This window comes from Photobacterium carnosum (assembly GCF_021236965.1).
GTDB classification, from domain to species: domain Bacteria; phylum Pseudomonadota; class Gammaproteobacteria; order Enterobacterales; family Vibrionaceae; genus Photobacterium; species Photobacterium carnosum.
Genome location: NZ_WMDN01000016.1, coordinates 65,338 through 87,323, shown reverse-complemented (window position 1 = coordinate 87,323; position 21,986 = coordinate 65,338). Strand labels below are relative to the sequence as shown.

At 41.9% G+C, this 21,986-nt stretch carries 22 protein-coding genes and 1 pseudogene; 16 read left to right on the top strand and 7 right to left on the bottom strand.

Annotated features, from left to right (window positions below; all coding sequences use genetic code 11):
- Positions 1–105 precede the first annotated feature (105 nt).
- Positions 106–489, bottom strand: coding sequence for a fluoride efflux transporter CrcB (gene crcB, locus GLP24_RS14580; RefSeq protein ID WP_101769515.1), 384 nt, complete (start codon positions 487–489; stop codon positions 106–108).
- Positions 490–693: 204 nt separating this feature from the next.
- Here crcB and GLP24_RS14575 point away from each other — a divergent pair, with 204 nt between their 5' ends.
- The 4 genes and pseudogenes from GLP24_RS14575 to GLP24_RS19865 all read left to right on the top strand — a co-directional run bounded on the left by GLP24_RS14575 (position 694) and on the right by GLP24_RS19865 (position 3,084).
- Entirely contained in the window at positions 694–1,116 is a 423-nt protein-coding gene (locus tag GLP24_RS14575; RefSeq protein WP_101769516.1) for a universal stress protein, read from the top strand.
- A gap of 176 nt (positions 1,117–1,292) precedes the next feature.
- Positions 1,293–1,699: pseudogene (locus tag GLP24_RS14570) on the top strand (phosphomethylpyrimidine synthase ThiC); the annotation flags it as partial.
- Between the two features lie 37 nt (positions 1,700–1,736).
- Positions 1,737–2,948 (top strand): thiamine phosphate synthase, encoded by a 1,212-nt coding sequence (thiE, locus tag GLP24_RS14565; protein WP_232616193.1) that lies wholly within the window; start codon positions 1,737–1,739, stop codon positions 2,946–2,948.
- A 7-nt stretch (positions 2,949–2,955) separates the two neighbouring features.
- Positions 2,956–3,084, top strand: coding sequence for a hypothetical protein (locus GLP24_RS19865; RefSeq protein WP_265576739.1), 129 nt, complete (start codon positions 2,956–2,958; stop codon positions 3,082–3,084).
- A gap of 226 nt (positions 3,085–3,310) precedes the next feature.
- Here the strand turns inward: GLP24_RS19865 and GLP24_RS14560 are convergent, their stop codons facing one another.
- Positions 3,311–5,098, bottom strand: a complete 1,788-nt coding sequence (locus tag GLP24_RS14560; protein WP_232616192.1) for an aminopeptidase P family protein — start codon at positions 5,096–5,098, stop codon at positions 3,311–3,313.
- A 308-nt stretch (positions 5,099–5,406) separates the two neighbouring features.
- On the opposite strand from GLP24_RS14560, the gene GLP24_RS14555 reads away from it, so the two are divergent.
- The 10 genes from GLP24_RS14555 to hemB all read left to right on the top strand — a co-directional run bounded on the left by GLP24_RS14555 (position 5,407) and on the right by hemB (position 15,029).
- On the top strand, positions 5,407–6,615 hold the full coding sequence (locus tag GLP24_RS14555) for a multidrug effflux MFS transporter (RefSeq protein ID WP_101769520.1): 1,209 nt from the start codon (positions 5,407–5,409) through the stop codon (positions 6,613–6,615).
- A 229-nt stretch (positions 6,616–6,844) separates the two neighbouring features.
- Positions 6,845–8,377 (top strand): DNA recombination protein RmuC, encoded by a 1,533-nt coding sequence (gene rmuC, locus GLP24_RS14550; protein WP_232576196.1) that lies wholly within the window; start codon positions 6,845–6,847, stop codon positions 8,375–8,377.
- A 135-nt stretch (positions 8,378–8,512) separates the two neighbouring features.
- Positions 8,513–9,268 carry a bifunctional demethylmenaquinone methyltransferase/2-methoxy-6-polyprenyl-1,4-benzoquinol methylase UbiE gene (gene ubiE / locus GLP24_RS14545; protein ID WP_101769522.1) on the top strand — a complete coding sequence of 252 codons (756 nt, stop codon included), beginning with the start codon at positions 8,513–8,515 and terminating at the stop codon, positions 9,266–9,268.
- An 8-nt stretch (positions 9,269–9,276) separates the two neighbouring features.
- Positions 9,277–9,879, top strand: coding sequence for a ubiquinone biosynthesis accessory factor UbiJ (locus GLP24_RS14540; RefSeq protein ID WP_101769523.1), 603 nt, complete (start codon positions 9,277–9,279; stop codon positions 9,877–9,879).
- 5 nt (positions 9,880–9,884) lie between these two features.
- A complete protein-coding gene (gene ubiB / locus GLP24_RS14535; RefSeq protein ID WP_193435477.1) occupies positions 9,885–11,522 on the top strand; it encodes a ubiquinone biosynthesis regulatory protein kinase UbiB in 1,638 nt (545 codons plus the stop codon).
- An 83-nt stretch (positions 11,523–11,605) separates the two neighbouring features.
- Positions 11,606–11,866 carry a Sec-independent protein translocase subunit TatA gene (gene tatA, locus GLP24_RS14530; RefSeq protein ID WP_101769524.1) on the top strand — a complete coding sequence of 87 codons (261 nt, stop codon included), beginning with the start codon at positions 11,606–11,608 and terminating at the stop codon, positions 11,864–11,866.
- A gap of 3 nt (positions 11,867–11,869) precedes the next feature.
- A complete protein-coding gene (gene tatB / locus GLP24_RS14525; RefSeq protein ID WP_045036876.1) occupies positions 11,870–12,208 on the top strand; it encodes a Sec-independent protein translocase protein TatB in 339 nt (112 codons plus the stop codon).
- Between the two features lie 11 nt (positions 12,209–12,219).
- Positions 12,220–13,005 carry a Sec-independent protein translocase subunit TatC gene (gene tatC, locus GLP24_RS14520; protein WP_101769525.1) on the top strand — a complete coding sequence of 262 codons (786 nt, stop codon included), beginning with the start codon at positions 12,220–12,222 and terminating at the stop codon, positions 13,003–13,005.
- A 144-nt stretch (positions 13,006–13,149) separates the two neighbouring features.
- Positions 13,150–13,929, top strand: coding sequence for a TatD family hydrolase (locus GLP24_RS14515; RefSeq protein WP_232616195.1), 780 nt, complete (start codon positions 13,150–13,152; stop codon positions 13,927–13,929).
- A gap of 59 nt (positions 13,930–13,988) precedes the next feature.
- Positions 13,989–15,029, top strand: coding sequence for a porphobilinogen synthase (hemB, locus tag GLP24_RS14510; RefSeq protein ID WP_101769527.1), 1,041 nt, complete (start codon positions 13,989–13,991; stop codon positions 15,027–15,029).
- 61 nt (positions 15,030–15,090) lie between these two features.
- Here the strand turns inward: hemB and asnC are convergent, their stop codons facing one another.
- Entirely contained in the window at positions 15,091–15,552 is a 462-nt protein-coding gene (asnC, locus tag GLP24_RS14505) for a transcriptional regulator AsnC (protein ID WP_101769528.1), read from the bottom strand.
- Between the two features lie 176 nt (positions 15,553–15,728).
- On the opposite strand from asnC, the gene GLP24_RS14500 reads away from it, so the two are divergent.
- Together GLP24_RS14500 and GLP24_RS14495 are read left to right on the top strand one after the other, a co-directional pair.
- Entirely contained in the window at positions 15,729–16,517 is a 789-nt protein-coding gene (locus GLP24_RS14500; RefSeq protein ID WP_101769529.1) for a class I SAM-dependent methyltransferase, read from the top strand.
- Positions 16,518–16,616: 99 nt separating this feature from the next.
- A complete protein-coding gene (locus GLP24_RS14495) occupies positions 16,617–17,096 on the top strand; it encodes a hypothetical protein (protein WP_101769530.1) in 480 nt (159 codons plus the stop codon).
- A gap of 347 nt (positions 17,097–17,443) precedes the next feature.
- Here GLP24_RS14495 and GLP24_RS14490 read toward each other — a convergent pair whose 3' ends face one another.
- Genes GLP24_RS14490 through hemC form a run of 4 tightly spaced genes read right to left on the bottom strand, consistent with a single transcriptional unit; the run spans position 17,444 to position 21,624 of the window.
- On the bottom strand, positions 17,444–18,631 hold the full coding sequence (locus GLP24_RS14490; RefSeq protein ID WP_101769531.1) for a heme biosynthesis HemY N-terminal domain-containing protein: 1,188 nt from the start codon (positions 18,629–18,631) through the stop codon (positions 17,444–17,446).
- Positions 18,631–19,926: a uroporphyrinogen-III C-methyltransferase gene (gene hemX, locus GLP24_RS14485; protein WP_232576192.1), complete on the bottom strand. Its 1,296-nt coding sequence runs from the start codon at positions 19,924–19,926 to the stop codon at positions 18,631–18,633. The genes GLP24_RS14490 and hemX overlap by 1 nt, the downstream gene beginning before the upstream one ends.
- Positions 19,927–19,939: 13 nt before the next feature.
- Positions 19,940–20,689 carry a uroporphyrinogen-III synthase gene (locus GLP24_RS14480; protein ID WP_152654100.1) on the bottom strand — a complete coding sequence of 250 codons (750 nt, stop codon included), beginning with the start codon at positions 20,687–20,689 and terminating at the stop codon, positions 19,940–19,942.
- On the bottom strand, positions 20,689–21,624 hold the full coding sequence (gene hemC, locus GLP24_RS14475; protein WP_232616191.1) for a hydroxymethylbilane synthase: 936 nt from the start codon (positions 21,622–21,624) through the stop codon (positions 20,689–20,691). The genes GLP24_RS14480 and hemC overlap by 1 nt, the downstream gene beginning before the upstream one ends.
- Positions 21,625–21,986: the final 362 nt, after the last annotated feature.

Here is a 21,986-nt window from a genome sequence, read left to right as displayed (position 1 = left end):
CGTTTCCTGCGTTTCCTGCGTTTCCTGCGTTTCCTGCGTTTCCTGCGTTTCCTGCGTTTTGATGAAAAAAAACCGCCTTGCGGCGGTTATATGTTTGAATGTTTATTAGCTTTTCATCATTAGTTGATAGCCAATATAACAAGCAAACAGACTGACGGTTACGTTAAGCACGATGTTTAAGCCTGCTTTGATAAACTCACCTTGTTGCATCATTACAATGTTATCCATTGAAAAGGTAGAGAAAGTGGTTAATGCGCCAAGAAAGCCTAAGCCTATCATTGGACGCCATGGTGCCGCTTCTATCATTCCTTGATTTAGCCCTGACATTAATAGCCCCATAATTAGCGAGCCAATAATATTGACGGTTAATGTTCCGTATGGGAAGCCACGGCCAAATAAAATAACGCAAAACTCAGAAATTAAGTATCGTGAGCAGGCGCCGAATGCACCACCGATTGCGATGAATCCTAGTAATAAATATTGGCTCATTGGTATCTCGTTTCAGTTAAAGGTAATGATTAAAAACCGTCATAATAATCGCTTGTTGAGTTGGTTAATACTCTCGATAACTGCAATCATTGATTTAAGCTTATATTAAAATGTCGGCATATAGTTGGTTGTATAGCTACATTTATAGCATCATAATCATAACTAAGAAATTCACTATTGAGCATTGGCTCACGGAGATAAGCTATGTCGCTATATCAAACAATCTTACTTGCTGTTAACCCTGAAGATAAATATGCTCATAAATTAATGGTGAAGGCCGGAGTTATTGCTGAGCAAAATAATGCTGAATTACATATTGCTTATGTTGAACCTGGTGTTGGAAATGTTAGTTTTATTGATGTTGAAATTGAATTGCAAGAAGAGCACGATGCGATTGCAAAACAACGGATGACACAATTATCAGATCTAGCCGCTGTTTCATCTTACCCTGTTGCAGGATTACATATTGCTAATGGTGATATTGCGAAACATTTAGAAGAGCTTGCTGAAAAAGTTGAAGCTAATTTAGTCATCACTGGTTATCACAAGTCTAGTATTCATATTTTTGGTGATGTTAGTGAGACATTGGCAAAAAATCTCAAATGTGATGTGCTTATCTCGCAATAATCCGTGTTGTGATTATCTGCCATAAAAAGCCGTGTAATTACACGGCTTTTTATCATCTATTACTGAGTGTGATTCTTTTACCATTAATGATGCGACTTTATTACGTTATGTACCAAATGACGACTTGGGATTATTTCTCATGGTGGTTCAATTATGGCAAAGTGGTGTTTGACGTATTATCAAATAAAGATGATGTAAAAGTCGGTTTGATCACGTACAAGCAGTGCACGTATGCGGCAGACTTAGTAAAAGGCCACCAAGGATCACAAGTTCGTACTAAAAGGTCGGTTTGGGTTTCTTTGGGAAGATCAATTTAAGCTTTGACCCACAAGCTGTTCGAGACTATCACGATCAAACCTTACCGCAGGAATCTGGGAAAGTGACCCATTTTTGTTTAATGTGTAGACCCCAATTTTGCTCAATGAAAATCTCTCAAGAAGTTCGAGATTATACGAAAACGCTATCATCGGTAGATATTACGGTTAGTGATAATCCTCGTGTAGGCATGGAACAAAAATCGGTTAAATTTCGTGCTCGTGGCAGTGAGTTTTATCACCCTGCTAAAAGAGGATTAACCAATTAGCACTTTATCGCTACCCCTTCATTTAATGCCATTATTGATGCATATCGAGCCATTATTAATACCTGCTGAGTTATATCAACTAGGTGAAACGGTGACAGTAACGGTTAATAACAGTGAGCCGTTAATTCATATTAAGACAATGACTAAGGAATGTTCATTAGCGTTTAATTTTGTCGCTGCAGATGAACATTGTGCATCCCCAACTTATCAAATCTGGGATCAGTGGCTCGCCCCTTTTTCTGAATTAGCCGAGTTGCAACAAAAAGTCGCCGCCGATCCTAGCTTGGTGCTATGTGGATTCCCTGCGAGTGATGGTTGTATTGATATTTGGCACCATCAAGGACAGGCTCGAGCAGTGTCTTGTCATCATAGTGGCGCGAGTGAGGCACAACGAGCCATGTTATTGGTGGCTCTTGCGCTTGATTATCCATTAGAGGACGCGTTGGTATTGGCACGTGCCCATGCTCGGAGTTATCAAGATCATAATCAGCATGCTCAGGGCGAACTGATTTGGCCCTCAAAGGCTAAGGTATTTCCTCGTGCTTTAACGGTAAATCATCCTCAAATAAAACAAATTGGCTGGTTAACAGATAGTCAGGCGGTGGCACCCTTTGCCGCTTTAGATGCGAGTCAGCTTGATTTATATGCACTAGTTGATAGCAGTGATTGGATTGAGAGAGTTTTACAATTTGGTGTTAACTCGGCTCAATTACGAATCAATAACCCACAAGCATCTGATCTTGAAAATCAAATTCAATCTGCCGTTGCTGCTGGAGAATCAGCCTCAGCACAAGTATTCATTAATGACTATTGGTCGCTGGCAATTAAATACCATGCTTATGGGGTCCATCTTGGCCAAGACGATCTTGATAGTGCTCATTTAGCTGCGATTCAGCAAGCGGGATTGCGGCTTGGAATCTCTACCCATGGTTATTATGAGATTTTACGTGCGCTTGAATACCAACCTAGTTATATCACTTTGGGTCATATCTTTACGACATCAACTAACGCCATGTCGTCATTACCTCAAGGAGTGAGTCGATTAGCACTTTATCAAAAACTGATTGGTGATCGTGTACCAACGGTGGCGATAGGGGGGATCACTATTGAGCGTGCAGCAAAAGTGAGGCGTACAGGGGTTACTGGCGTGGCTGTTGTGAGCGCGATTACCCAAGCCGTCGATCCTGCAATAGCGATAACTGAATTGCGCAATATAGTGGTTCCCAATTTTAAAAATATGGCCGAATGAGTGGGTGATGACGATAAACACTGCGCTTTTTGATGTTGAGCTTATGCGCTATAGCCGCCAGTTGATGGTGGCTGATATTGCAGAATTAGGGCAACAGCAACTGCTCCTGTTGCGATGGGATAAACGTTTAGACTGACGGTGATCAGTGGTCGTATAGCGTATGAAGTGGGTCGGTAGGTAAGACGAGTTATGCTTAAGTATCCAGTCCATTAACAGTTTTTATTGGTAGTGAAGGCTAAAGATCGAGAATGAATTTTGTTGATGTGGTGTGGAAAGGCTGGGACGTGGTTTATTTTGGTTAATAAAAAGCCAGTGCAGAAGGTGCACTGGCTTTTTTTATTGTTATTAATACGCCGTTATAATTAGCGTTGTAATGGCGCTGTTGCTTGAGTTAACCATGCTAAATCATCACCGCTTAATGCTGGGCTAATAACCTCAAACACGGTGTGATGGTAATGGTTAAGCCATGTAAGTTCGATAGCTGTTAATAAGCTTAAATCAATTAAACGCTTATCAATCGGTGCGCGAGTTAGCGATTCAAACCCCATTACCGACATATCGCCTTGGGTTGCCACTTCTACTACTGCTTCAAGGTTTTCAATACGAATACCAAATGCATCAGCGCGGTAGTATCCAGGTTCATTCGACAGCACCATCCCCGGTAGTAATGCAACAGGATTGTAGACTTTAGATATCCGTTGTGGTCCTTCATGAACACTTAGAAAGTGACCAACGCCGTGACCTGTACCATGATCATAATCAAATCCATACGCCCATAAATGTTGACGGGCTAGCGCATCAAGTTGGCTACCTGTTGTTCCTTTAGGGAAGCGTGCAGATGCCAAAGCAATATGACCTTTTAAGACTAAAGTAAAGGCTTGCTTAACCTCTTCACCCGGCTGGCCAATGGCAATGGTACGAGTAATATCGGTAGTACCATCTGGGTATTGACCGCCTGAATCGACTAAGTACACCGTATCCATTTGCAGTTTACTTGGCTGCGGTTGGTTAAGGTGATTGTAGTGGCACATTGCCGCATTGCCTGCTGCCGCTGAAATGGTATCAAAGCTCACATCACTGCAACTTGGATCTAACTGACGGAATTGCCATAGTTGATCTGATAATTGGGCTTCATCCAGTAAATGACCTGCCGCAACTTGCGCATCAATCCAGGCTAAGAATTTACTGATCGCGACGCCATCGCGAATATGACACGCTTTCATACCTGCCATTTCGGTGGCATTTTTAGTGGATTTTGGTAGTAAGGTTGGGTTTGCCGCTTCAATCAATAGTGCACCAGCATCTTTCAATTGTTGTGCTGCCCATGCGTTGCTGTTGGTGGAATCAAACAGTACTCGCTTACCCGCTAAAGAAGCTAAACCTGTAGCCAGTTGCTCAGGTTCACAGATAGTCACGCCATCACCGACATGGGCGGCAAAGCCTGCTGGTAAGCGGTGGTGATCGATATAAAAATCAACCGAAGCATCATCATGAATAACGGCAGCTGATAATAATACTGGCAGACAATGAACATCATCCCCACGAATATTCAGTAGCCATGCGATGCTATCGAGCTGACTTAAAAAGGCCGCACTGGCTTTTTGTGTTGTTAGTAATGCCGCAATTTGTTGGCGTTTATCTGTACTTGCTTGACCAACAAATTCGAGTCCCATTAATTGAGCGTCAGACAATACAGGTGCTGGGCGATCTAACCATAGTTGATCAATCGGATTTTCATCAACACTTACCAAGGCTAATTCGCCATCGATTGCAGTGATGGCATTGTTTAACCATGCCGCGCTATGAAGACGAGCATCAATAGCTACCTTGCTACCAGCGGCTAAATTTTCAAGTGCCCATTGTATAGGTGGTTGTTCAATTAGATGGCAGTATTGAAATACATCGGCAGGGACTTGTTTACGCACTTGCACCACATAACGACCATCGACAAAAACAGCAGCATTATCACGGGTAATAATGGCAGCGCCTGCAGAGCCAGTAAATCCGGTTAACCAATGTAGACGCTCATTATGATCGGGAATGTATTCACCTAGAAATTCATCTTCGTGAGGGATTAATAATGCATCTAATTGATTTTCAGCGAGCCAGTGGCGGATTTGTTCAATACGTTGCGAAATAGCTGCTTGCATGTTTTCGTCCTTTAATTAGATCGTCATCTGAACGATGGCGTAAATTGTGAACTTAAATAACAAACGCTCATTGAAGGCATTTAGTTATGAAGTCGATGCGGTTACGTTAGCGTGTTTGTTGATTGGCATCAATTAGCTAACGGTCAATTGGTTAGGATTTATTATATTTTTGAAGTGATCGCGTTATTTGGGTTAAATAGCGATCATTACTGATATTCCAAAAAGGAAAAGTGCTATTGAATATATACCATTTCTATTCATATCTCTAAAATCGTAAACTTGGCGCGATCATCTTTTAGGAACGTCATATGACTTCGTTAACAACCCCTTCTACAGATACCAAATTAGTCACTTTAATGGTGGTTTTGGTGTTATTTAGCCCGTTGGCTATTGATATTTATTTACCTGCTTTTCCTGCTATTGCTGATAGTTTTGGGGTGAGTGCTGTACGTGTCCAAGATACAGTGACATTGTTTATGTTTAGCCTTGGTTTAGGGCAATTATTAGCCGGACCATTAGCAGATCGCTTTGGACGTAGACCGATTGCATTAGCTGGTATTGTGATTTATGGCTTTAGTGCTTTAATGGCGTATTTAGCGACCAGCTTAGATATGCTATTAACGGCGCGTTTATTACAAGGTTTTGGTGCTTGTGCAACGTCGGTAGCCGCTTTTTCTGGTGTGCGTGATAGCTTTGGTGCAGAAAAAAGTGGTCGTATGATCAGTTATTTAAATGGTGCAATCTGTTTTATTCCCGCTTTAGCACCCTTGTTAGGTACTTGGTTAACCCACGAGTTTGGTTGGCGTTCGAACTTTAGTTTTATGGCGGGATTTGCATTAGTGGCAGGGCTGTTCATTATGACGATGTTTAAAGAGACTCGTCCGGCGAATACCCATGTTAGTGGTTCAACGTTGAGTTTAAGTCGTTATTGGTCAGTTTTGCGTGAGCCGACATTTTTATACCATGCGAGTTTATGTATGTTAGCGATGGCAGTCATTTTAGCGTATGTGACTTCCGCACCTGTATGGTTGATGAGTCATCTTGGGGCCGATATGAACCAATTTACACTATGGTTTGGCATTAATGCGGCGTTGAATATCATTGCTTGTATGGTGGCTCCGAAATTTATGGATCGTTTTGGCACTCGTGGCACATTACAAGCTGGACTGATTATTTTAGCGGTTGCTGGTGGATTAATGTTGGTACTAAGCTCGATTAATCAGGCATGGGCCTTTATGGTGCCTATTTTTATCTGTTCATTTGGATTTGCGTTTGTATTGGGATCATCTGCAGGTAAAGCATTAGCACCGTTTGGTGATCGTGCCGGTACTGCGGCAGCACTATTAGGTTTATTTCAGATGAGTGGTGCTGGAGTGATGGTGAGTTTGACTCAACGTCTTGATCTCGCGACACCAATGTTGATGACATTACAAATGTGGTTATTGATCCCTGGGCTATTTGTTTTATGGTCAAAATGGGGAAAAAGCTGGTATCAAGCTCCAGTGACTAACGAATAACGTTATTGCTGTTTTGAGATAGAGAATCAACAGTTATTGAGCCTGTTAGTGATAAACTGACAGGCTTTATTTTTATGTGGTGATGGCAATTAAAGTTAGGTTTGAATGTAACAATTAGAAAGAATGCTAGGTTAGTATCACCAATGAAAACCGCTGAACTGGACATTTATCCAGTATCGACTTAGCCTTACCACAGAAATGGATTTGTGGTTTTTGTAGAGTATTTGATATGACGGAATGGTTGAGTGGCGGTGTGATTTCCCTATTGGCGGCAATCTCTGGCGCGACAGTTGCTAGTGTTATTACCATGCTATGGTTAAAAGGACGTTTTGAACAAACATTGCAATTACATCAGCAGCAAGCCGAGGCTGATACACGGTTATTGCAATTACGTGAGCAGCAATTACAACAGCAGTTAAACGAACGTAATCAAGAACTCGAACAGATGGATGATGAACGTGATCGCTTGACCCATGAAATTCGACAACTGCATGGTAATTTATCGGCTGCGGTTGAAAAAATGCGCCATTTTGAAGCCCTTCAAAATGAAAAACAGTATTTATCTACACAGTTAGATAATGCTCGTGTCATTAATGCTCGTCTTGAAGCCGATTTACGCGAGCAAGATGCGCGTCATTTTGAAGAACAAAAATCAGCCGAAGAAAAAATTCAGCTACTAGAAAATGCCGAAGAACGATTACGGGTGCAATTTGAAAGCCTTGCTAATAAATTGTTTGAACATAAAACCCGTAGCGTCGATGAGCAGAATAAAATCAGTCTTCAGAGTTTATTGATGCCATTGAAAGAGCAATTAGAAAGTTTTAAAAAACAAGTTAACGATAACTTCACTCAAGAATCCCGCGAACGTCATACTCTAGTGCATCAAATTAATCATCTTAAACAGCTTAATGAACAGATGGCGCAGGAAGCGGTTAATCTGACTCAAGCCCTTAAAGGTGATAACAAAGCGCAAGGTAATTGGGGTGAAGTGGTATTAGCGCGGGTATTAACCGAATCGGGATTACGTGAAGGGCATGAATATCAAACCCAAGTGAGCCTTGAAAATGAAGATGGCAAACGTTATCAGCCGGATGTAGTGGTGCATTTACCTCAGCAAAAAGATGTCGTAGTGGATGCTAAAATGTCATTGGTTGCTTATGAACGGTTCTTTAATGCTGACACCGTGGTAGAGCGGGAACTGGCAATGAGTGAGCATATTGCTTCAATGCGAGCGCACATGCGAGGTTTAAGCCGCAAAGATTATCATCAGCTACATGGCGTCCAAAGTCTCGATTATGTATTGATGTTTATTCCGGTTGAACCTGCTTTTCAAGCTGGGATTGCTGCTGATCCTAAATTGATTCGTGATGCGATGGATCTCAATATTATGCTAGTCAGTCCAACTACTTTGTTGGTGGCACTGAGAACCATTAATAATTTATGGCGTAACGAAAATCAAAATCAAAACGCTAAAGAAATTGCTGATCGAGCGAGTAAGTTATACGACAAATTACGCTTGTTTGTGACGGATATGGAAGGATTAGGTTCGTCATTAGATAAAGCTAGCCAAAGTTATCATAGCGCCATGAATAAGTTAGTTAGTGGACGGGGGAATATTATTCGCCAAGCTGAAAGCTTCAAGTTATTAGGGGTAGAAGTGAAGCGTGATATTAGCCCGCAATTAGTTGAAAAATCACAGTCACAACTGCATGATGCGAGAGGATTTTCACATATAACCTCAACAACGGAATCTGATTTGTAGTGCTTAAAGAGTAAACCACTTTGAGCAAACGACAACCATCAAGTACACTAAGCCAGTTGAATAAATGAATTTAATCCTCAGTAGCTATTTTATTGTGATAATAGAATGAGCGCGAGGACACATAATGGATTGAGCATGACGGACACCACACAAGACACCACCCACTTTGGCTTTCGTACCGTAGCCAAAGAGGAAAAAGCAACCATGGTTGCTGAAGTATTCCATTCAGTAGCGGCAAAGTACGACATTATGAATGATTTAATGTCGATGGGTATTCATCGCGTTTGGAAGCGTTTTACGATTGACTGTAGTGGTGTGCGCCGTGGCCAACGAGTACTTGATTTAGGCGGTGGTACCGGTGATTTAACCGCTAAATTTTCGCGTATGGTCGGTGATAGTGGTCAGGTGATTCTAGCGGATATTAACAATTCAATGTTAAAGGTTGGGCGTAGTAAACTGCGTGATAGTGGCATTGTGGGTAATGTTGGTTACGTGCAAGCAAATGCAGAAGAGTTACCTTTTCCTGATAATTATTTTGATTGTATTACGATCAGTTTCTGCTTACGTAATGTTACGGATAAAGAACAAGCTTTACGTTCGATGTACCGCGTATTAAAACCCGGTGGTCGATTGTTAGTACTCGAGTTTTCTAAGCCAATTTTAGAGCCTTTATCAAAAATATATGATGCTTACTCATTTCATTTATTGCCTAAAATCGGTGAAATCATTGCACATGATAGCGAAAGTTATCGCTATTTAGCTGAATCTATTCGTATGCACCCTGATCAAGAAACGTTGAAAGGTATGATGGACGACGCTGGGTTTGATCAGACTACTTATTACAATTTAACTGGCGGTATTGTTGCTTTGCACCGTGGTTATAAGTTCTGAGGTTCCCTATGCCAATAGATGCATTTGTTACTGGCGCAGTAGAAACGGCGCTTAATCAGTTAGTAAAAGATGATGTTGATAGTCAGCGTCGTTTATCACGCTTACGCGGCAAAGTGATTAGCGTGATTCTGAATGAATTTGGCAAAACGTTATATTTTATTTTTAGTCAGCAAATTGATGTACTAGCGGTTTATGAAGGGGATGTTGATTGTCAATTGGCGCTAAATTTAACGGCATTACCTGAATTACGTCAACAAGCTAATGTGACCCAGCTAATTAAAGCCGATAAGTTATCCCTTGAAGGTGATCTACAATTAGCGCAACATTTTTCGAGTTTGTTGAGCGGCTTAAAACCCGATATTGAAGAAAAATTGTCGCACTATAGTGGTGATGTTATTGCTCATACTGTTGTTAGTGGAGTGAAATCGAGTGGTCAGTTTATTCAGCAGCGGTTACTTAAGCGCCAGCGAAATTTAGCTCAAACACTAACGGAAGAGTGGAAGTTATTTCCACAACCATTAGAAATAGCTTACTTTGCTGATCAAGTTGATGACTTGAGATCAGATGTGGCCTGTTTTGAGGCCCGATTAAATCAGTTACTTGAGCGATAATAGCCATGATGACTATTCGTGAATTCAAACGTCTTTACCGTATCATTGAAGTACAATTACGTTATGGTTTGGATGATTTTATTCCACAAGATCCACGTTCAGAATTACCAAAAAAATTACGAAAGTCGTTATTTTGGATTAAAAACCAGTATCCAGATAAACCTTTAGGGGAGCGACTACGGTTAGCATTACAAGAACTTGGGCCAGTATGGATCAAGTTTGGTCAAATGATGTCGACTCGGCGTGACTTGTTTCCTCCACATATTGCAGATCAACTGGCATTACTGCAAGATCAGGTGGCCCCGTTTGATGGTCAGTTGGCAAAACGTACTATTGAAGCATCATTGGGTGGTCCGGTAGAGCAATGGTTTGATGATTTTGATGAAGTCGCGTTAGCATCAGCTTCGATTGCACAAGTGCATACCGCGACGATGAAAGAAAATGGTCGCGAAATTGTATTTAAAGTCATTCGTCCTGATATTCGTCCGATTATTGAAGCCGATATTAAGTTGATGTACAGGATGGCCGAGATAGTTTCTCGACTGCAACCAGAAGCGCGTCGATTACGTCCGGTTGAAGTGGTAAGGGAATATGAAAAAACCTTACTCGATGAATTGGATTTAATGCGAGAAGCGGCGAATGGGATCCAACTTCGACGTAATTTTGAAGGTGATGATAGCCTCTATGTACCGGAAGTTTTCACTGATTACAGCAGTGTTAATTTGTTAGTAATGGAACGGATCTATGGGATTCAGGTTTCTAACCTAGAAGCATTAAAAGCCAATGGTACTAATTTAAAATTATTATCAGAAAATGCAGTAAATATATTTTTTACTCAGGTGTTCCGTGATAGTTTCTTTCACGCAGATATGCACCCAGGGAATATTTTTGTTTCCTATGAGCACCCACATGATCCACAATGGATAGCGTTGGATTGTGGTATCGTCGGTACACTTAATCGTGATGACAAGCGTTATTTGGCTGAAAACTTATTGGCTTTCTTTAATCGAGATTACCGTAAAGTTGCCGAATTACATGTTGATTCAGGTTGGGTGCCCGCAGATACCAATGTTGATGCATTCGAAGTGGCGATTCGTTCGGTGTGCGATCCTATTTTTCAAAAGCCGTTGTGTGAAATATCATTTGGCCATGTGTTGTTGAATTTATTCAATACTGCTCGGCGATTTAATATGGAAGTACAACCGCAGTTAATGCTATTACAAAAGACCTTACTTTATGTCGAAGGTCTTGGTAGACAGTTGTACCCACAACTTGATTTATGGGCGACAGCGAAACCGTTTTTAGAAGACTGGATGTCTCGTCAAGTTGGCCCACAAGCCATTATTGATGCAGTAAAGAATAAAGCGCCATTTTGGGCTGAAAAGTTACCAGAGTTACCTGAATTACTTTACGACAGTTTGCGCCAAGGCAAGGTTATGAATCAACGACTCGATACACTCTATGATAATTTCATGGATAGTCGGCGTAACCAAGGTAAGGCAAGATTTTATTTTGGTATTGGTGCCACCATGATGGTGTGTGCTGCCATACTTTTCGGTGATCATGTTACCACCTATCCTGCTATTGCAGCGGGATCAGGCACGGTATTTTGGTTACTGGGATGGCGAGCCTGTCGACAATAGTTGCCGCAGGTTTCGCCTATACTTATAGTTGCGTGTAACAGCGCACTCCGTTATTAACCACATAAAGCTGAGGTAAAGTAAGCATGGGTGGTATCAGTATCTGGCAATTGTTAATTATTGCACTGATCATTGTTCTGTTGTTCGGCACTAAGAAGTTACGCACATTGGGTGGCGACTTAGGTTCTGCTGTTAAGGGTTTCAAAAAAGCGATTGGTGATGAAGATTCAGCATCAGCAGCTAAAAAAGAAACCACTGATGCAGATTTTGAGCAAAAGAAAATTACGGATGAGCAGCAAGCCGCTGATCAGACCAAAACGAGTCAAAAAGACAAAGAGCAGGTTTAAGACGTGTTTGATATCGGGTTCTGGGAGTTAGTGCTGATCTCCGTGGTGGGATTGGTAGTACTGGGGCCGGAACGTCTACCCGTTGCGATACGTACTGTATCGCAGTGGATAGGTGCTGCCCGTAATATGGCAAACTCAGTCAAAGATGAATTGACTCAGGAACTGAAAATTCAGGAACTGCAAGCCAATTTAAAAAAAGCTGAGCAAATGGGAATGAAGGACATTGCGCCTGAATTGCAAGAGTCGGTTGATGAACTTAAAAAAGTCGCTTCTGATGTGCAACGTCCCTATGCTGATAAAAGCGAGCAACCCTCAGCAACGACTTCTAATAAGCAGGAATAAATTACATCACTATGTCGACTGTCGAAGATTCGCAGCCGTTATTCAGCCATTTACTTGAGCTGCGTACACGGATTCTGCGCTCTCTCATCAGCGTGCTGGTGGTTTTTGTCTGTATTGTTTGGTTTTCGAAAGACATTTACGCGTTTGTAGCTGCACCTTTGGTTGAACGTATGCCAATTGGTGCGACTATGATTGCAACGGATGTTGCGTCACCGTTCTTTACACCGATAAAACTCACTTTAGTTACCGCTGTTTTTATTGCTGTACCAATGATTTTGTATCAACTGTGGGCTTTTGTAGCGCCAGGTTTATACAAGCATGAACGTAAGCTTATTATGCCATTACTGGTTTCCAGCTCATTGCTGTTCTATGCCGGTGTTGCGTTTGCTTATTTTGTTGTGTTTCCATTGGTGTTTAAGTTCTTTACCAGCGTCGCTCCGCAAGGGGTTGAAGTTGCAACAGATATTTCTAGTTATCTCGATTTCGTATTGTCGTTATTTATGGCGTTCGGTATTGCATTTGAGATCCCTGTAGCGATTATTCTGTTGTGTTGGACCGGTGCTACCGATCCTGAAACGTTACGCAGTAAACGCCCATACATTGTCGTGGCCGCGTTTGTGGTCGGTATGTTGTTAACACCGCCTGATATTTTATCTCAGACTTTGTTAGCTATTCCGATGTGCTTGCTCTTTGAAGTCGGTTTATTCTTCTCACGTTTTTACATTCGTAAAGATGATGAAGACGAATATGACGATGAAGATGAACAGCAAGACGTAAAGAGCATCAGCAAAGAATAGGGTTTATACCCTGTGATGATGAACAAAACCGACCTTAGTGTCGGTTTTTTTGTGTCTGCATATTGGTGTGATTATCGCATAGTCAGTCAATACCGAGCTCGATATACTGCAGTGAATACGTGTTCATCAAAGGATGGAAAAGAAATGATAGATATTGGCATTAACCTTACCAATAGTCGCTTTGATAAAGATCGCGCCGATGTTATTGCTCGCGCCAAAACGGTCGGGGTGACAGGACTGGTCATTACTGGCACCAGTATCGAAGAAAGTATTGCCGCTCAGCAACTGGCACAACAATGGCCTAATTATTGTTATAGCACTGCTGGTGTTCACCCACATGATGCAACATCGGTGACAGATTTCGCCTTGCCACAAATTCGTGCTTTAGCGCAATTGCCACAAGTAGTTGCCATTGGTGAGTGTGGGTTGGATTTTAATCGGGATTTTTCACCGCGTTCGCAACAAGAAGCGGTGTTTGAAGCTCAATTGGCGTTAGCTGCAGAGTTAAACATGCCAGTATTTATGCATTGCCGTGATGCGCATGAACGCTTTTTAGCCATTCTAAAACCATGGCGTGATAAATTACCAGCTGCGGTTGTGCACTGTTTTACTGGCTCACGACAAGAGTTACATGATTGTTTGGCACTTGATTTACATATTGGCATTACTGGTTGGATCTGTGATGAGCGCCGTGGTACTGAGTTGCGTCAAATAGTGAGAGATATTCCAAGCCAACGGTTAATGATTGAAACCGATGGTCCTTATTTATTGCCACGTGATTATCGCCCCAAGCCAAAATCAAGTCGTAATGAACCCCTGTATTTACCGCATATTGCAGCCGTCATTGCTGAGTGTCGTGGTGAATCAACAGCCGACGTTGTTAATAATTCTTACCAAGTTAGCCAAGCTTTTTTTGTAATTTGATCCCACCTTTGTGGTGTGAGTGATACTATCAATATTCATTAATCTGTAAGGAGTTTACCGTGTCAGTATCTATTCAAGGTGCGTTTCCTGGACGTCGTATGCGTCGAGTTCGTAAGCATGATTTTAGTCGTCGTTTGATGGCGGAAAACCAGTTATCAGTTAATGATCTTATTTATCCGATGTTTGTCCTTGAAGGCACTAATCGTCGCGAAAGTGTGGCTTCAATGCCGGGTATTGAGCGTTTATCAATTGATTTATTGTTAGAAGAAGCCGCGTATATCGCCAGTCTTGGTGTGCCTGCAATTGCGTTATTTCCCGTTGTATCACAGCCGTTTAAATCTGAATTAGCAGAAGAAGCGTATAACGTTGATGGTTTAGTGCAAACTGCAGTACGTGCTTTAAAAGCGCATGTACCTGAGTTAGGTGTGATCACCGATGTGGCTTTAGATCCGTTCACGGTTCATGGTCAAGACGGTATTATTGATGATGAAGGTTATGTACTTAATGACATCACCACGGATATTTTGATCAAACAAGCGTTATCTCATGCTGATGCGGGGGCTGATGTTATTGCTCCTTCTGACATGATGGATGGTCGCATTGGCGCAATCCGTGAAGCACTAGAGCAAGCGGGTCATATTAATACGCAAATTATGGCTTACTCAGCTAAATATGCGTCGAATTACTATGGCCCGTTTCGTGATGCAGTTGGTTCTACGGCTAATCTTAAAGGTGGTGATAAAAAAACTTACCAGATGGATCCAGCCAATAGTGATGAAGCGTTGCATGAAGTGGCAATGGATATCAGCGAAGGTGCTGATATGGTGATGGTGAAGCCGGGGATGCCATATTTAGATGTGGTACGTCGTGTAAAATCTGAGCTACAAGTACCTACCTATGCTTACCAAGTGTCTGGTGAATATGCGATGCATATGGCGGCTTTTCAAAATGGTTGGCTTAAAGAGCGTGAAACCGTGATGGAATCATTAATGTGCTTTAAGCGTGCTGGAGCTGATGGTGTGTTGACCTATTTTGCGAAAACAGTGGCAGAGTGGTTGGCGGCAGAAGGCGCTGAGCGTGGATTAAACTTGAAAAAATAGTCTTTATTTTTAGAGTAATAAGAAGCGAGCTTTGGCTCGCTTTTTTTATGGAAAATTATCGCTACGGTTTCACGTTTCGATTGATCGGGTTTTGCAGTGAAATTAAGGTTTCAGTTGATTGTACTTCTTCAATCACTTGCAGTTTATTAATCAGTACGTGCTGTAATTCTTCGATTGAATGGCACATTAATTTAACGAAAATATTGTAAGCTCCCGTGGTGTAATATGCTTCGACAACTTCATCGAGTTGATTAAGCTTTTCAAGCGCAGAGTGGTAATCACGCGCAGCATAAAGGTTGATGCCAATAAAACAGCACACGTCATAGCCTAATAATTTGGGGTTAACGATTACTTCGGTGCCAGTAATAATTTGAGAGGCTCGCATTTTTTCAACACGAACATGCACCGTGGCTGGGCTGACATTGAAGCGTTTCGCCATTTCAGCGTAGGGCACTCGTGCATCTGTCATTAACGCATTAAGAATGTCGCGATCTAAATCATCGATGCGAACAGCTATATTCATCACAATTCCTTTCTAGCGAGGTAAGTTATTCACTGGCTAATAGCATGGTCTATCTTATCCTTATGTTAGGTTGTGATACCAGAGCCAAGCTTGATTTGTAGTGCTATAATTCGCCGCCTATAGCTTCTATCTCCAATAATGAGTGAGATAGATATTGTTTGATATCGGAGAATGCAGTGCAACTAGCCTTACTTTGTGAAGTTCCTCAACGTCAGCCTGAATTAGATCAACTTGCCGCCCGCTGGGGATTGACGCATGACGAACACAGCTGCTTTGCGTTAGTGTTAACCGCTAACCAATTAGAGCTGCGTAAGTTAGATGAGCCTAAACTTGGTGCTGTATTTGTTGATTTAGCCAGCGGTGCAGTGGCACACCGTCGTAAATTTGGTGGTGGTCGTGGTCAAGCGATTGCTAAAGCGGTAGGGCTAAAAAATGGGTTAACCCCAACGGTATTAGATGCAACCGCCGGTTTAGGCCGCGATGCGTTTGTATTAGCATCATTGGGCTGTAAGGTACAATTGGTTGAGCGTCATCCGGTGGTGGCAGCGTTACTTGATGATGGTTTAGCTCGCGCTAAAGCTGATCCTGAAATTGGTCATTGGGTCAGTGAGCGGATGCAGTTATTACATGCATCGAGCCAAGATGCTTTATTGCAGTTAGCCGCTGATAAAGATTTTGTTGCTCCTGAAGTGATTTATTTAGATCCGATGTATCCACATAAAAAGAAATCGGCATTAGTGAAAAAAGAAATGCGCGTATTCCAAACACTGGTTGGTGCTGATTTAGATGCCGATGAATTGTTTGCGCCAGCGTATGCGTTGGCCACTAAACGAATTGTGGTTAAGCGTCCGGATTATGCTGAATTTTTAGCAAATGCGAAGCCTTCGATGGCGATTGAGACTAAGAAAAATCGGTTTGATATTTATGTTAAAGCCGGCATGAAAAATAATGACGATCTAAAATAATAATGCCCCCATTGAAATCGGTATAGCATACATCGCTGGAATTACGAATCATTATCGTTTAATGTCGTGGTTTTGGTGAGCTGTAGTGAGGGTATATTGATGGTAAAGTCGTTGTGTAAGTATCGTCGTGCTGAAATTGCGGATCAATTTGCGACGATCATTAAGATTGTCAGTGAGCCTAAATTTATTTGTGCAACCTGTACGAGGGTTGCAAGTGATAAAGACTACTTGTGTAAACCAAGCCGCTTAACTAATACTGCGTCATCAACGGCCGCGACATTAACACCAATAGTACCATCTATAGTGACGTTGGTAGCTTCAGCAGCCCCTGCTCCTGATATGATTAATGTTCACTACTTACCAATGCCAACCGCGGTTGAGCAACGTCGAATTGAAAGAGTAATAATTGCTGAGCAGACAGATGAGCTTGAACAGTCAGAGAGGTTGTTAGAGCAGACAGATAAACTGAAAAAGTTAGCTAAGAAAAAAAATAAGCTCTTAAAAAAAGCGGCTAAAGTAGTAAAGAAATTTGATAAGCAATTACGTAAGACGAAACAAACGCTCGAATTAATATCATGATTTAGAATGAATGTTTTAATGGTTATGTGTAAAAAAGCCTCCCACTGGGAGGCTTTTTTATTAGTGTTTGTTTATTAATCAGCGTGTTTAATTAATACAGCCATCATTACGCCAACAATCACAGATACTACAATACCTGAAACAATGATCCAAGGAAGCATATCCATAACAGTTATCCAAATGTTAAATAAAAAGGGGTAAGCTGCTATTGAATAGTGTTTGTTGGTTAAGAGCAATGGGGTGGATATACCTTGTAATGGCTGTTTACATATAGAAACAAGTAAATGTTAAAGTTGTTATTTAGACGAAAAAAAAGCGCCATTAAGGCGCTTTTTCAGGCTTGAAATTTAAGCTTGATCGGGTTTTGCTAATTGTAGCGCTTGACGAGAAACTTCAGCTGCGGCTTGTGTGTCGCCAAGTTGTTCAAGCGTTGCAACAAGGTGAGCATAATCGGTAACGTCAGGACGTAATGCGATCGCTTTTTCTAGGTGCTCTTTAGCAGGTTGCCATTGTTGATCTGCCATTAACATCTGCCCTAATGCACTTTGTAAGGCTGGATTATTACCGTTGTTGGCTAATAAATCTTGTAGGCTCACAATGGCCGGATGACGATCTGGCAGCGTTAATTGTGGCATTAAGCTAATTAACGCTGGCTCAGGGTTTTTCTTAACGGTATCGCGCAAGATAGGAAATGCATCGGAATCAGCATGGCGAACTATCATCTCTTTAACAAAACACGCTACGAGAGCTGGATTGTGTTTATCTTTACGATTGAGACTGTTCCAGTAACCCATTAATCCATCACTGCCGTTTTGTTGGCTAAGATGGTGCAGTTGACCACATTGTGCTTGAAGATGCAGTTGGGTGGCTTCTGCGGCAGTGATTACATCCGCTTTGGTTAATTGGGGTAGCAATACTTGCAGTGCTTTCCAATCTTCTAATTGTAAGTAACACTGCTTTAATAGGCTCAGTATCATTGGGTTATGCGGGCTGGTTGGCTGCACATCTTGTAAGGTCGCGAGTGCTTGTTCAAATTGTTGTTGACGAATTTGAAGCTTAGCGCGAGTCAATGCTACTGCAAGGCTTTCCGTGTCTTGCTCTGCTGCTAGTTGCAAATATTGATCGCGTTGTTGGGTTTTACCCAGTCCTTGCGCGGCTTCTGCGGCAGCTAAGTAATTTAGAATCGGTGCATCACTATATTTAGCCGATTTAAACAGCATTTTTTCAGCTATTTTCCAATCACCTTCAGCAACCTTCAATAGTCCTTCAGCGGTATTACGGCGCGCATTGCGAACTTGACGGCCACTAAACCAACCACGGGTTGAGCTACCAAAAGAAAACAAGCGACGTAAAATAAATTCAAGCACGAAGAAGATCGCGACGATAGCTATCGCCACAATAATAAGTGTGGTTAAACTCATTTCAATGGTTTGATTGGCAAACGAGATCAATACATAGCCTTGATGGCCAGCAAGATCAGGGCTGACAATGATACCGGCAATCAGAGCGATGACCAATAACAACAATTTAATCATTATTTGGTTTCCTCTTTAGTGGTGTAAGTCACGACTGCTTTATTATCGGCTGGTGTGTTTTCTGCAATTGTTGCTTGTTTGATGTGTTTTTTAACTACTTTTTTTACTGCAGGCTCTGCATTTTTAGGTGCAGGTTGGGTTGCTTTCACTGCAACAGGTTCGCTAAGAGTAGTCATTTTATTACGTAACACTTGATTCACTAGTTGAGTGATCAATGCTTGTGATTGCAACTTAGCGGGATAATCAACCGCAACATTTTGTTGTTCTAGTTGTTGTAGGCCAGCAATAAAGCTTTGAGTTTTTGGTGATGATAAGTCGTAGTATTGTTGTGACCACTTGATCGCTGTGGCAATTGAATCACGGTAGACTTGACCTTGATCGCGGTATACAGCGGCGATAGCTGTCTCAAGTTTGTTGGTGATATTTTGCTGAAGATAGAAATCTTGCTGCGGTGATAGTAACGGTACAACACTGCCATCACGCTTGCGGTAAGTAATGAAATTTTCACCAAAGTTTTTAAGTGACGTCATTAAATTATTTTTCCAATCATTAACAGATTGGCTAACGGTTGGATTTTGTTGTGGCTCAGCTTTAGCTAAAATCGCATTGGCTAATGGTAAGTTATCAATACTGTTTTCTAGGCTATTAAGACGCAATACGATACCATCACGATCAACCACTGTGACTGATTTTAATGCCGTAATGTCATTGCTCATTGCTTGACGAAGACCTTTAAGGCTTGGGTCGTTAAGCTCTGCAATACGATGATCTGCCGCTTCTAATAATAACGTTGCACTGGTAACGTCATGTTCTAACCATAGCTTACGGCCAGCCATTTTAACCAAGTAATCAGCTTCTGCTAATAACCAATCGTTAGGCTCTTGGCCTTTTAAATCAGCAATCGCCGTTTGAATTGAATCAATGGATTTTTGTTGTTGGCTAATGCCTTGCTCAACTTTCTGCTGGGCAGTGCTAAGTTCGTCATTCATCATTGAAATAGTTTGCTGTTGGTCAGCTTGCATGGCGGCTTTCATGGTCACAATTTGTTGCTGTAAAGCGGCAACTTGCTGTTGCTGCTGTAGACCTTGCTGATGACCGTGATAGTAAAGGCCACCACCCAGTGCTAATACCAGCGCAATCGCAACCCAACCGGTTTTGCTACCTGCTTTTTTTTGTTTAGCAGCAGGTGCTGTTTTGGTTGTGTTTGAAGTACTATTTTTTGAGGCACTAACAGCAGGCTTTTCTTTCGATGATGGCGCTGCAGTTGAGTTTGTGTTGGTTGTTTTGTCTGTCATCCTAATTATTCCGTTAGCTTACGTTGCTTTTTAGGAACGTGAATAAGGCCTGATTAGCGGCGCTTCCCACGGTGGAAATATGTCTGTAGCCAAGTGTCGATGCTTGGTCTGCGATTCGTTGACTTGGTACGAAAAGATGGCAATTATAAAGCCAAGTCAAATCCTCAATTGGGATCAATCCCGTTAAGTATATTAATTGTTCATTGCTTGTGACAACTAGAGCGTGAATTTGCTGTTGTTGCCATTGTTGGACTAATCGTGTTGCATCGAGAGCAAGCCAGCATCGTTGATAAGTTTCACAATAGCTGACTTGAGCTTGGCGAGCGGTTAATGCTTGATAGATTAATTCGCGTCCACCATTACCTCGTAAGATTAATACTCTACGTTGGTGAATATTAGCCAGTTCAGGTAGGGCTAATAGTGCTTCGCTATCATGACTACCTTTAGGTGAACTCACTGGTTGTTGACAGGCATGTGCTAAAGCAGCTGCTGTCTTATCGCCAACGGCTATATAATGCATGTTTTTTGGCCATTCTGCACCTTGTGAAATCAAGTAATCAGCTGCAAAACGTACTGCATGATAACTAACTGCAATGACATAATCACCCTGTTGCAGTTGTTGAATTTGTTCTATTAATTTATTTATATATTTGCCTTGCTTCACCTCGAGTAAAGGTTGAGCAATAGCGCTGATCGCCACTTGATTAAGTCGTGCGACTAATTGATCGCATTCTGGTGCAGGACGGGTGATCAGCACGGTCATTAGGCGTTACCGTATAAACGGTCAAGGATATCTTTAGCGCCCTTGGCTAATAATTCATCCGCTAAGGTTTCACCTAACTGTTCAGCATTTGCAATTGGGCCACTAATTTCAGCGCGAACAATGATACTGCCATCAGGTTCACCCACTAACGCACGTAACCAAATCATATCGCCCTGCAGTTCTGAATAGCTACCAATCGGCACTTGGCAACCACCTTGAAGGCGATTATTCATCGCACGCTCACACAGAACCCGCGTCGCTGTTGGTTGGTGATTAAGCGGTGTTAGCAATTGACGTACGTGTTGATCATCCAAACGACATTCAATGCCAACAGCACCTTGACCCACTGCGGGTAGGCTAGTTTCTGGGGCAATTTCACAGCGAATACGGTCATTCATTTTAAGGCGTTTTAGGCCCGCCGCTGCTAAAATGATGGCATCATATTGGCCTTCATCGAGCTTACGTAGACGGGTATTCACATTGCCTCGAAGGTCATTAACGATCAGATCGGGACGTTGAGATCGTAATTGGCACTGACGACGTAAGCTTGATGTGCCGACAATTGCACCTTGAGGCAAATCATCGATTGAGTCGTACTTATTAGAAACAAACGCATCGCGTGGATCGTCACGTTCACAAATTGTGACTAAGCCAAGTCCTTCAGGAAATTCAACGGGCACGTCTTTCATTGAGTGCACCGCAATATCTGCGCGACCTTCAAGCATTGCGATTTCGAGTTCTTTAACAAAGAGGCCTTTTCCGCCCACTTTTGCTAAAGGCGTATCTAAAATAATATCGCCTTTTGTTACCATAGGTAAGAGCTCAACAACGAGACCTGGATGAGCTTGTTCAAGTTCAGCTTTGACAAATTCTGCTTGCCACATAGCTAATGGGCTTTTGCGTGTAGCAATGCGAATCGGTTGAGTTGTTATCATAGTAAATAGGGTCCGTTAACCTAGGTTATTATTTTTTCTGCTTAGTATCGTACCACTACCTAAGCATGGATGATAATTCGTGTATTGCGGTTCCTGATTCCAAGCGTTATTGTGTAGCTAATATTCCTAAAAAATGTGATATTTATCGCAATAAGTCGTTGATTGATTTCTTATTACAACAATATTGTTGATTGTTAGTTATTACGACGATGTAGGGTCTGACGATTATGGATGAATCAGAGGCAGTTGTTATTGGGCATGCTTGGCATTATCTTTACCGTCGGCATTAAAAATGATACATTGATCACGTTTTTTTCTCATTTCGAATAAAATTTACGCTATTAATGGCAAAACTGCGGGCC

Excerpts from the sequence above, each read along its gene's own strand:
- ubiB (WP_193435477.1), top strand. The coding sequence starts at position 9,885 with ATGATGACTATTCGTGAATTCAAACGTCTTTACCGTATCATTGAAGTA.
- GLP24_RS14555 (WP_101769520.1), top strand. The coding sequence starts at position 5,407 with ATGACTTCGTTAACAACCCCTTCTACAGATACCAAATTAGTCACTTTA.
- hemX (WP_232576192.1), bottom strand. The coding sequence starts at position 19,926 with ATGACAGACAAAACAACCAACACAAACTCAACTGCAGCGCCATCATCG.
- GLP24_RS14515 (WP_232616195.1), top strand. The coding sequence starts at position 13,150 with ATGATAGATATTGGCATTAACCTTACCAATAGTCGCTTTGATAAAGAT.
- GLP24_RS14560 (WP_232616192.1), bottom strand. The coding sequence starts at position 5,098 with ATGCAAGCAGCTATTTCGCAACGTATTGAACAAATCCGCCACTGGCTC.
- GLP24_RS14540 (WP_101769523.1), top strand. The coding sequence starts at position 9,277 with ATGCCAATAGATGCATTTGTTACTGGCGCAGTAGAAACGGCGCTTAAT.
- crcB (WP_101769515.1), bottom strand. The coding sequence starts at position 489 with ATGAGCCAATATTTATTACTAGGATTCATCGCAATCGGTGGTGCATTC.
- GLP24_RS19865 (WP_265576739.1), top strand. The coding sequence starts at position 2,956 with ATGACGATAAACACTGCGCTTTTTGATGTTGAGCTTATGCGCTATAGC.
- GLP24_RS14480 (WP_152654100.1), bottom strand. The coding sequence starts at position 20,689 with ATGACCGTGCTGATCACCCGTCCTGCACCAGAATGCGATCAATTAGTC.
- GLP24_RS14575 (WP_101769516.1), top strand. The coding sequence starts at position 694 with ATGTCGCTATATCAAACAATCTTACTTGCTGTTAACCCTGAAGATAAA.
- ubiE (WP_101769522.1), top strand. The coding sequence starts at position 8,513 with ATGACGGACACCACACAAGACACCACCCACTTTGGCTTTCGTACCGTA.
- rmuC (WP_232576196.1), top strand. The coding sequence starts at position 6,845 with ATGACGGAATGGTTGAGTGGCGGTGTGATTTCCCTATTGGCGGCAATC.
- hemC (WP_232616191.1), bottom strand. The coding sequence starts at position 21,624 with ATGATAACAACTCAACCGATTCGCATTGCTACACGCAAAAGCCCATTA.
- GLP24_RS14490 (WP_101769531.1), bottom strand. The coding sequence starts at position 18,631 with ATGATTAAATTGTTGTTATTGGTCATCGCTCTGATTGCCGGTATCATT.
- thiE (WP_232616193.1), top strand. The coding sequence starts at position 1,737 with ATGCATATCGAGCCATTATTAATACCTGCTGAGTTATATCAACTAGGT.
- tatA (WP_101769524.1), top strand. The coding sequence starts at position 11,606 with ATGGGTGGTATCAGTATCTGGCAATTGTTAATTATTGCACTGATCATT.
- asnC (WP_101769528.1), bottom strand. The coding sequence starts at position 15,552 with ATGAATATAGCTGTTCGCATCGATGATTTAGATCGCGACATTCTTAAT.
- tatC (WP_101769525.1), top strand. The coding sequence starts at position 12,220 with ATGTCGACTGTCGAAGATTCGCAGCCGTTATTCAGCCATTTACTTGAG.
- GLP24_RS14495 (WP_101769530.1), top strand. The coding sequence starts at position 16,617 with ATGGTAAAGTCGTTGTGTAAGTATCGTCGTGCTGAAATTGCGGATCAA.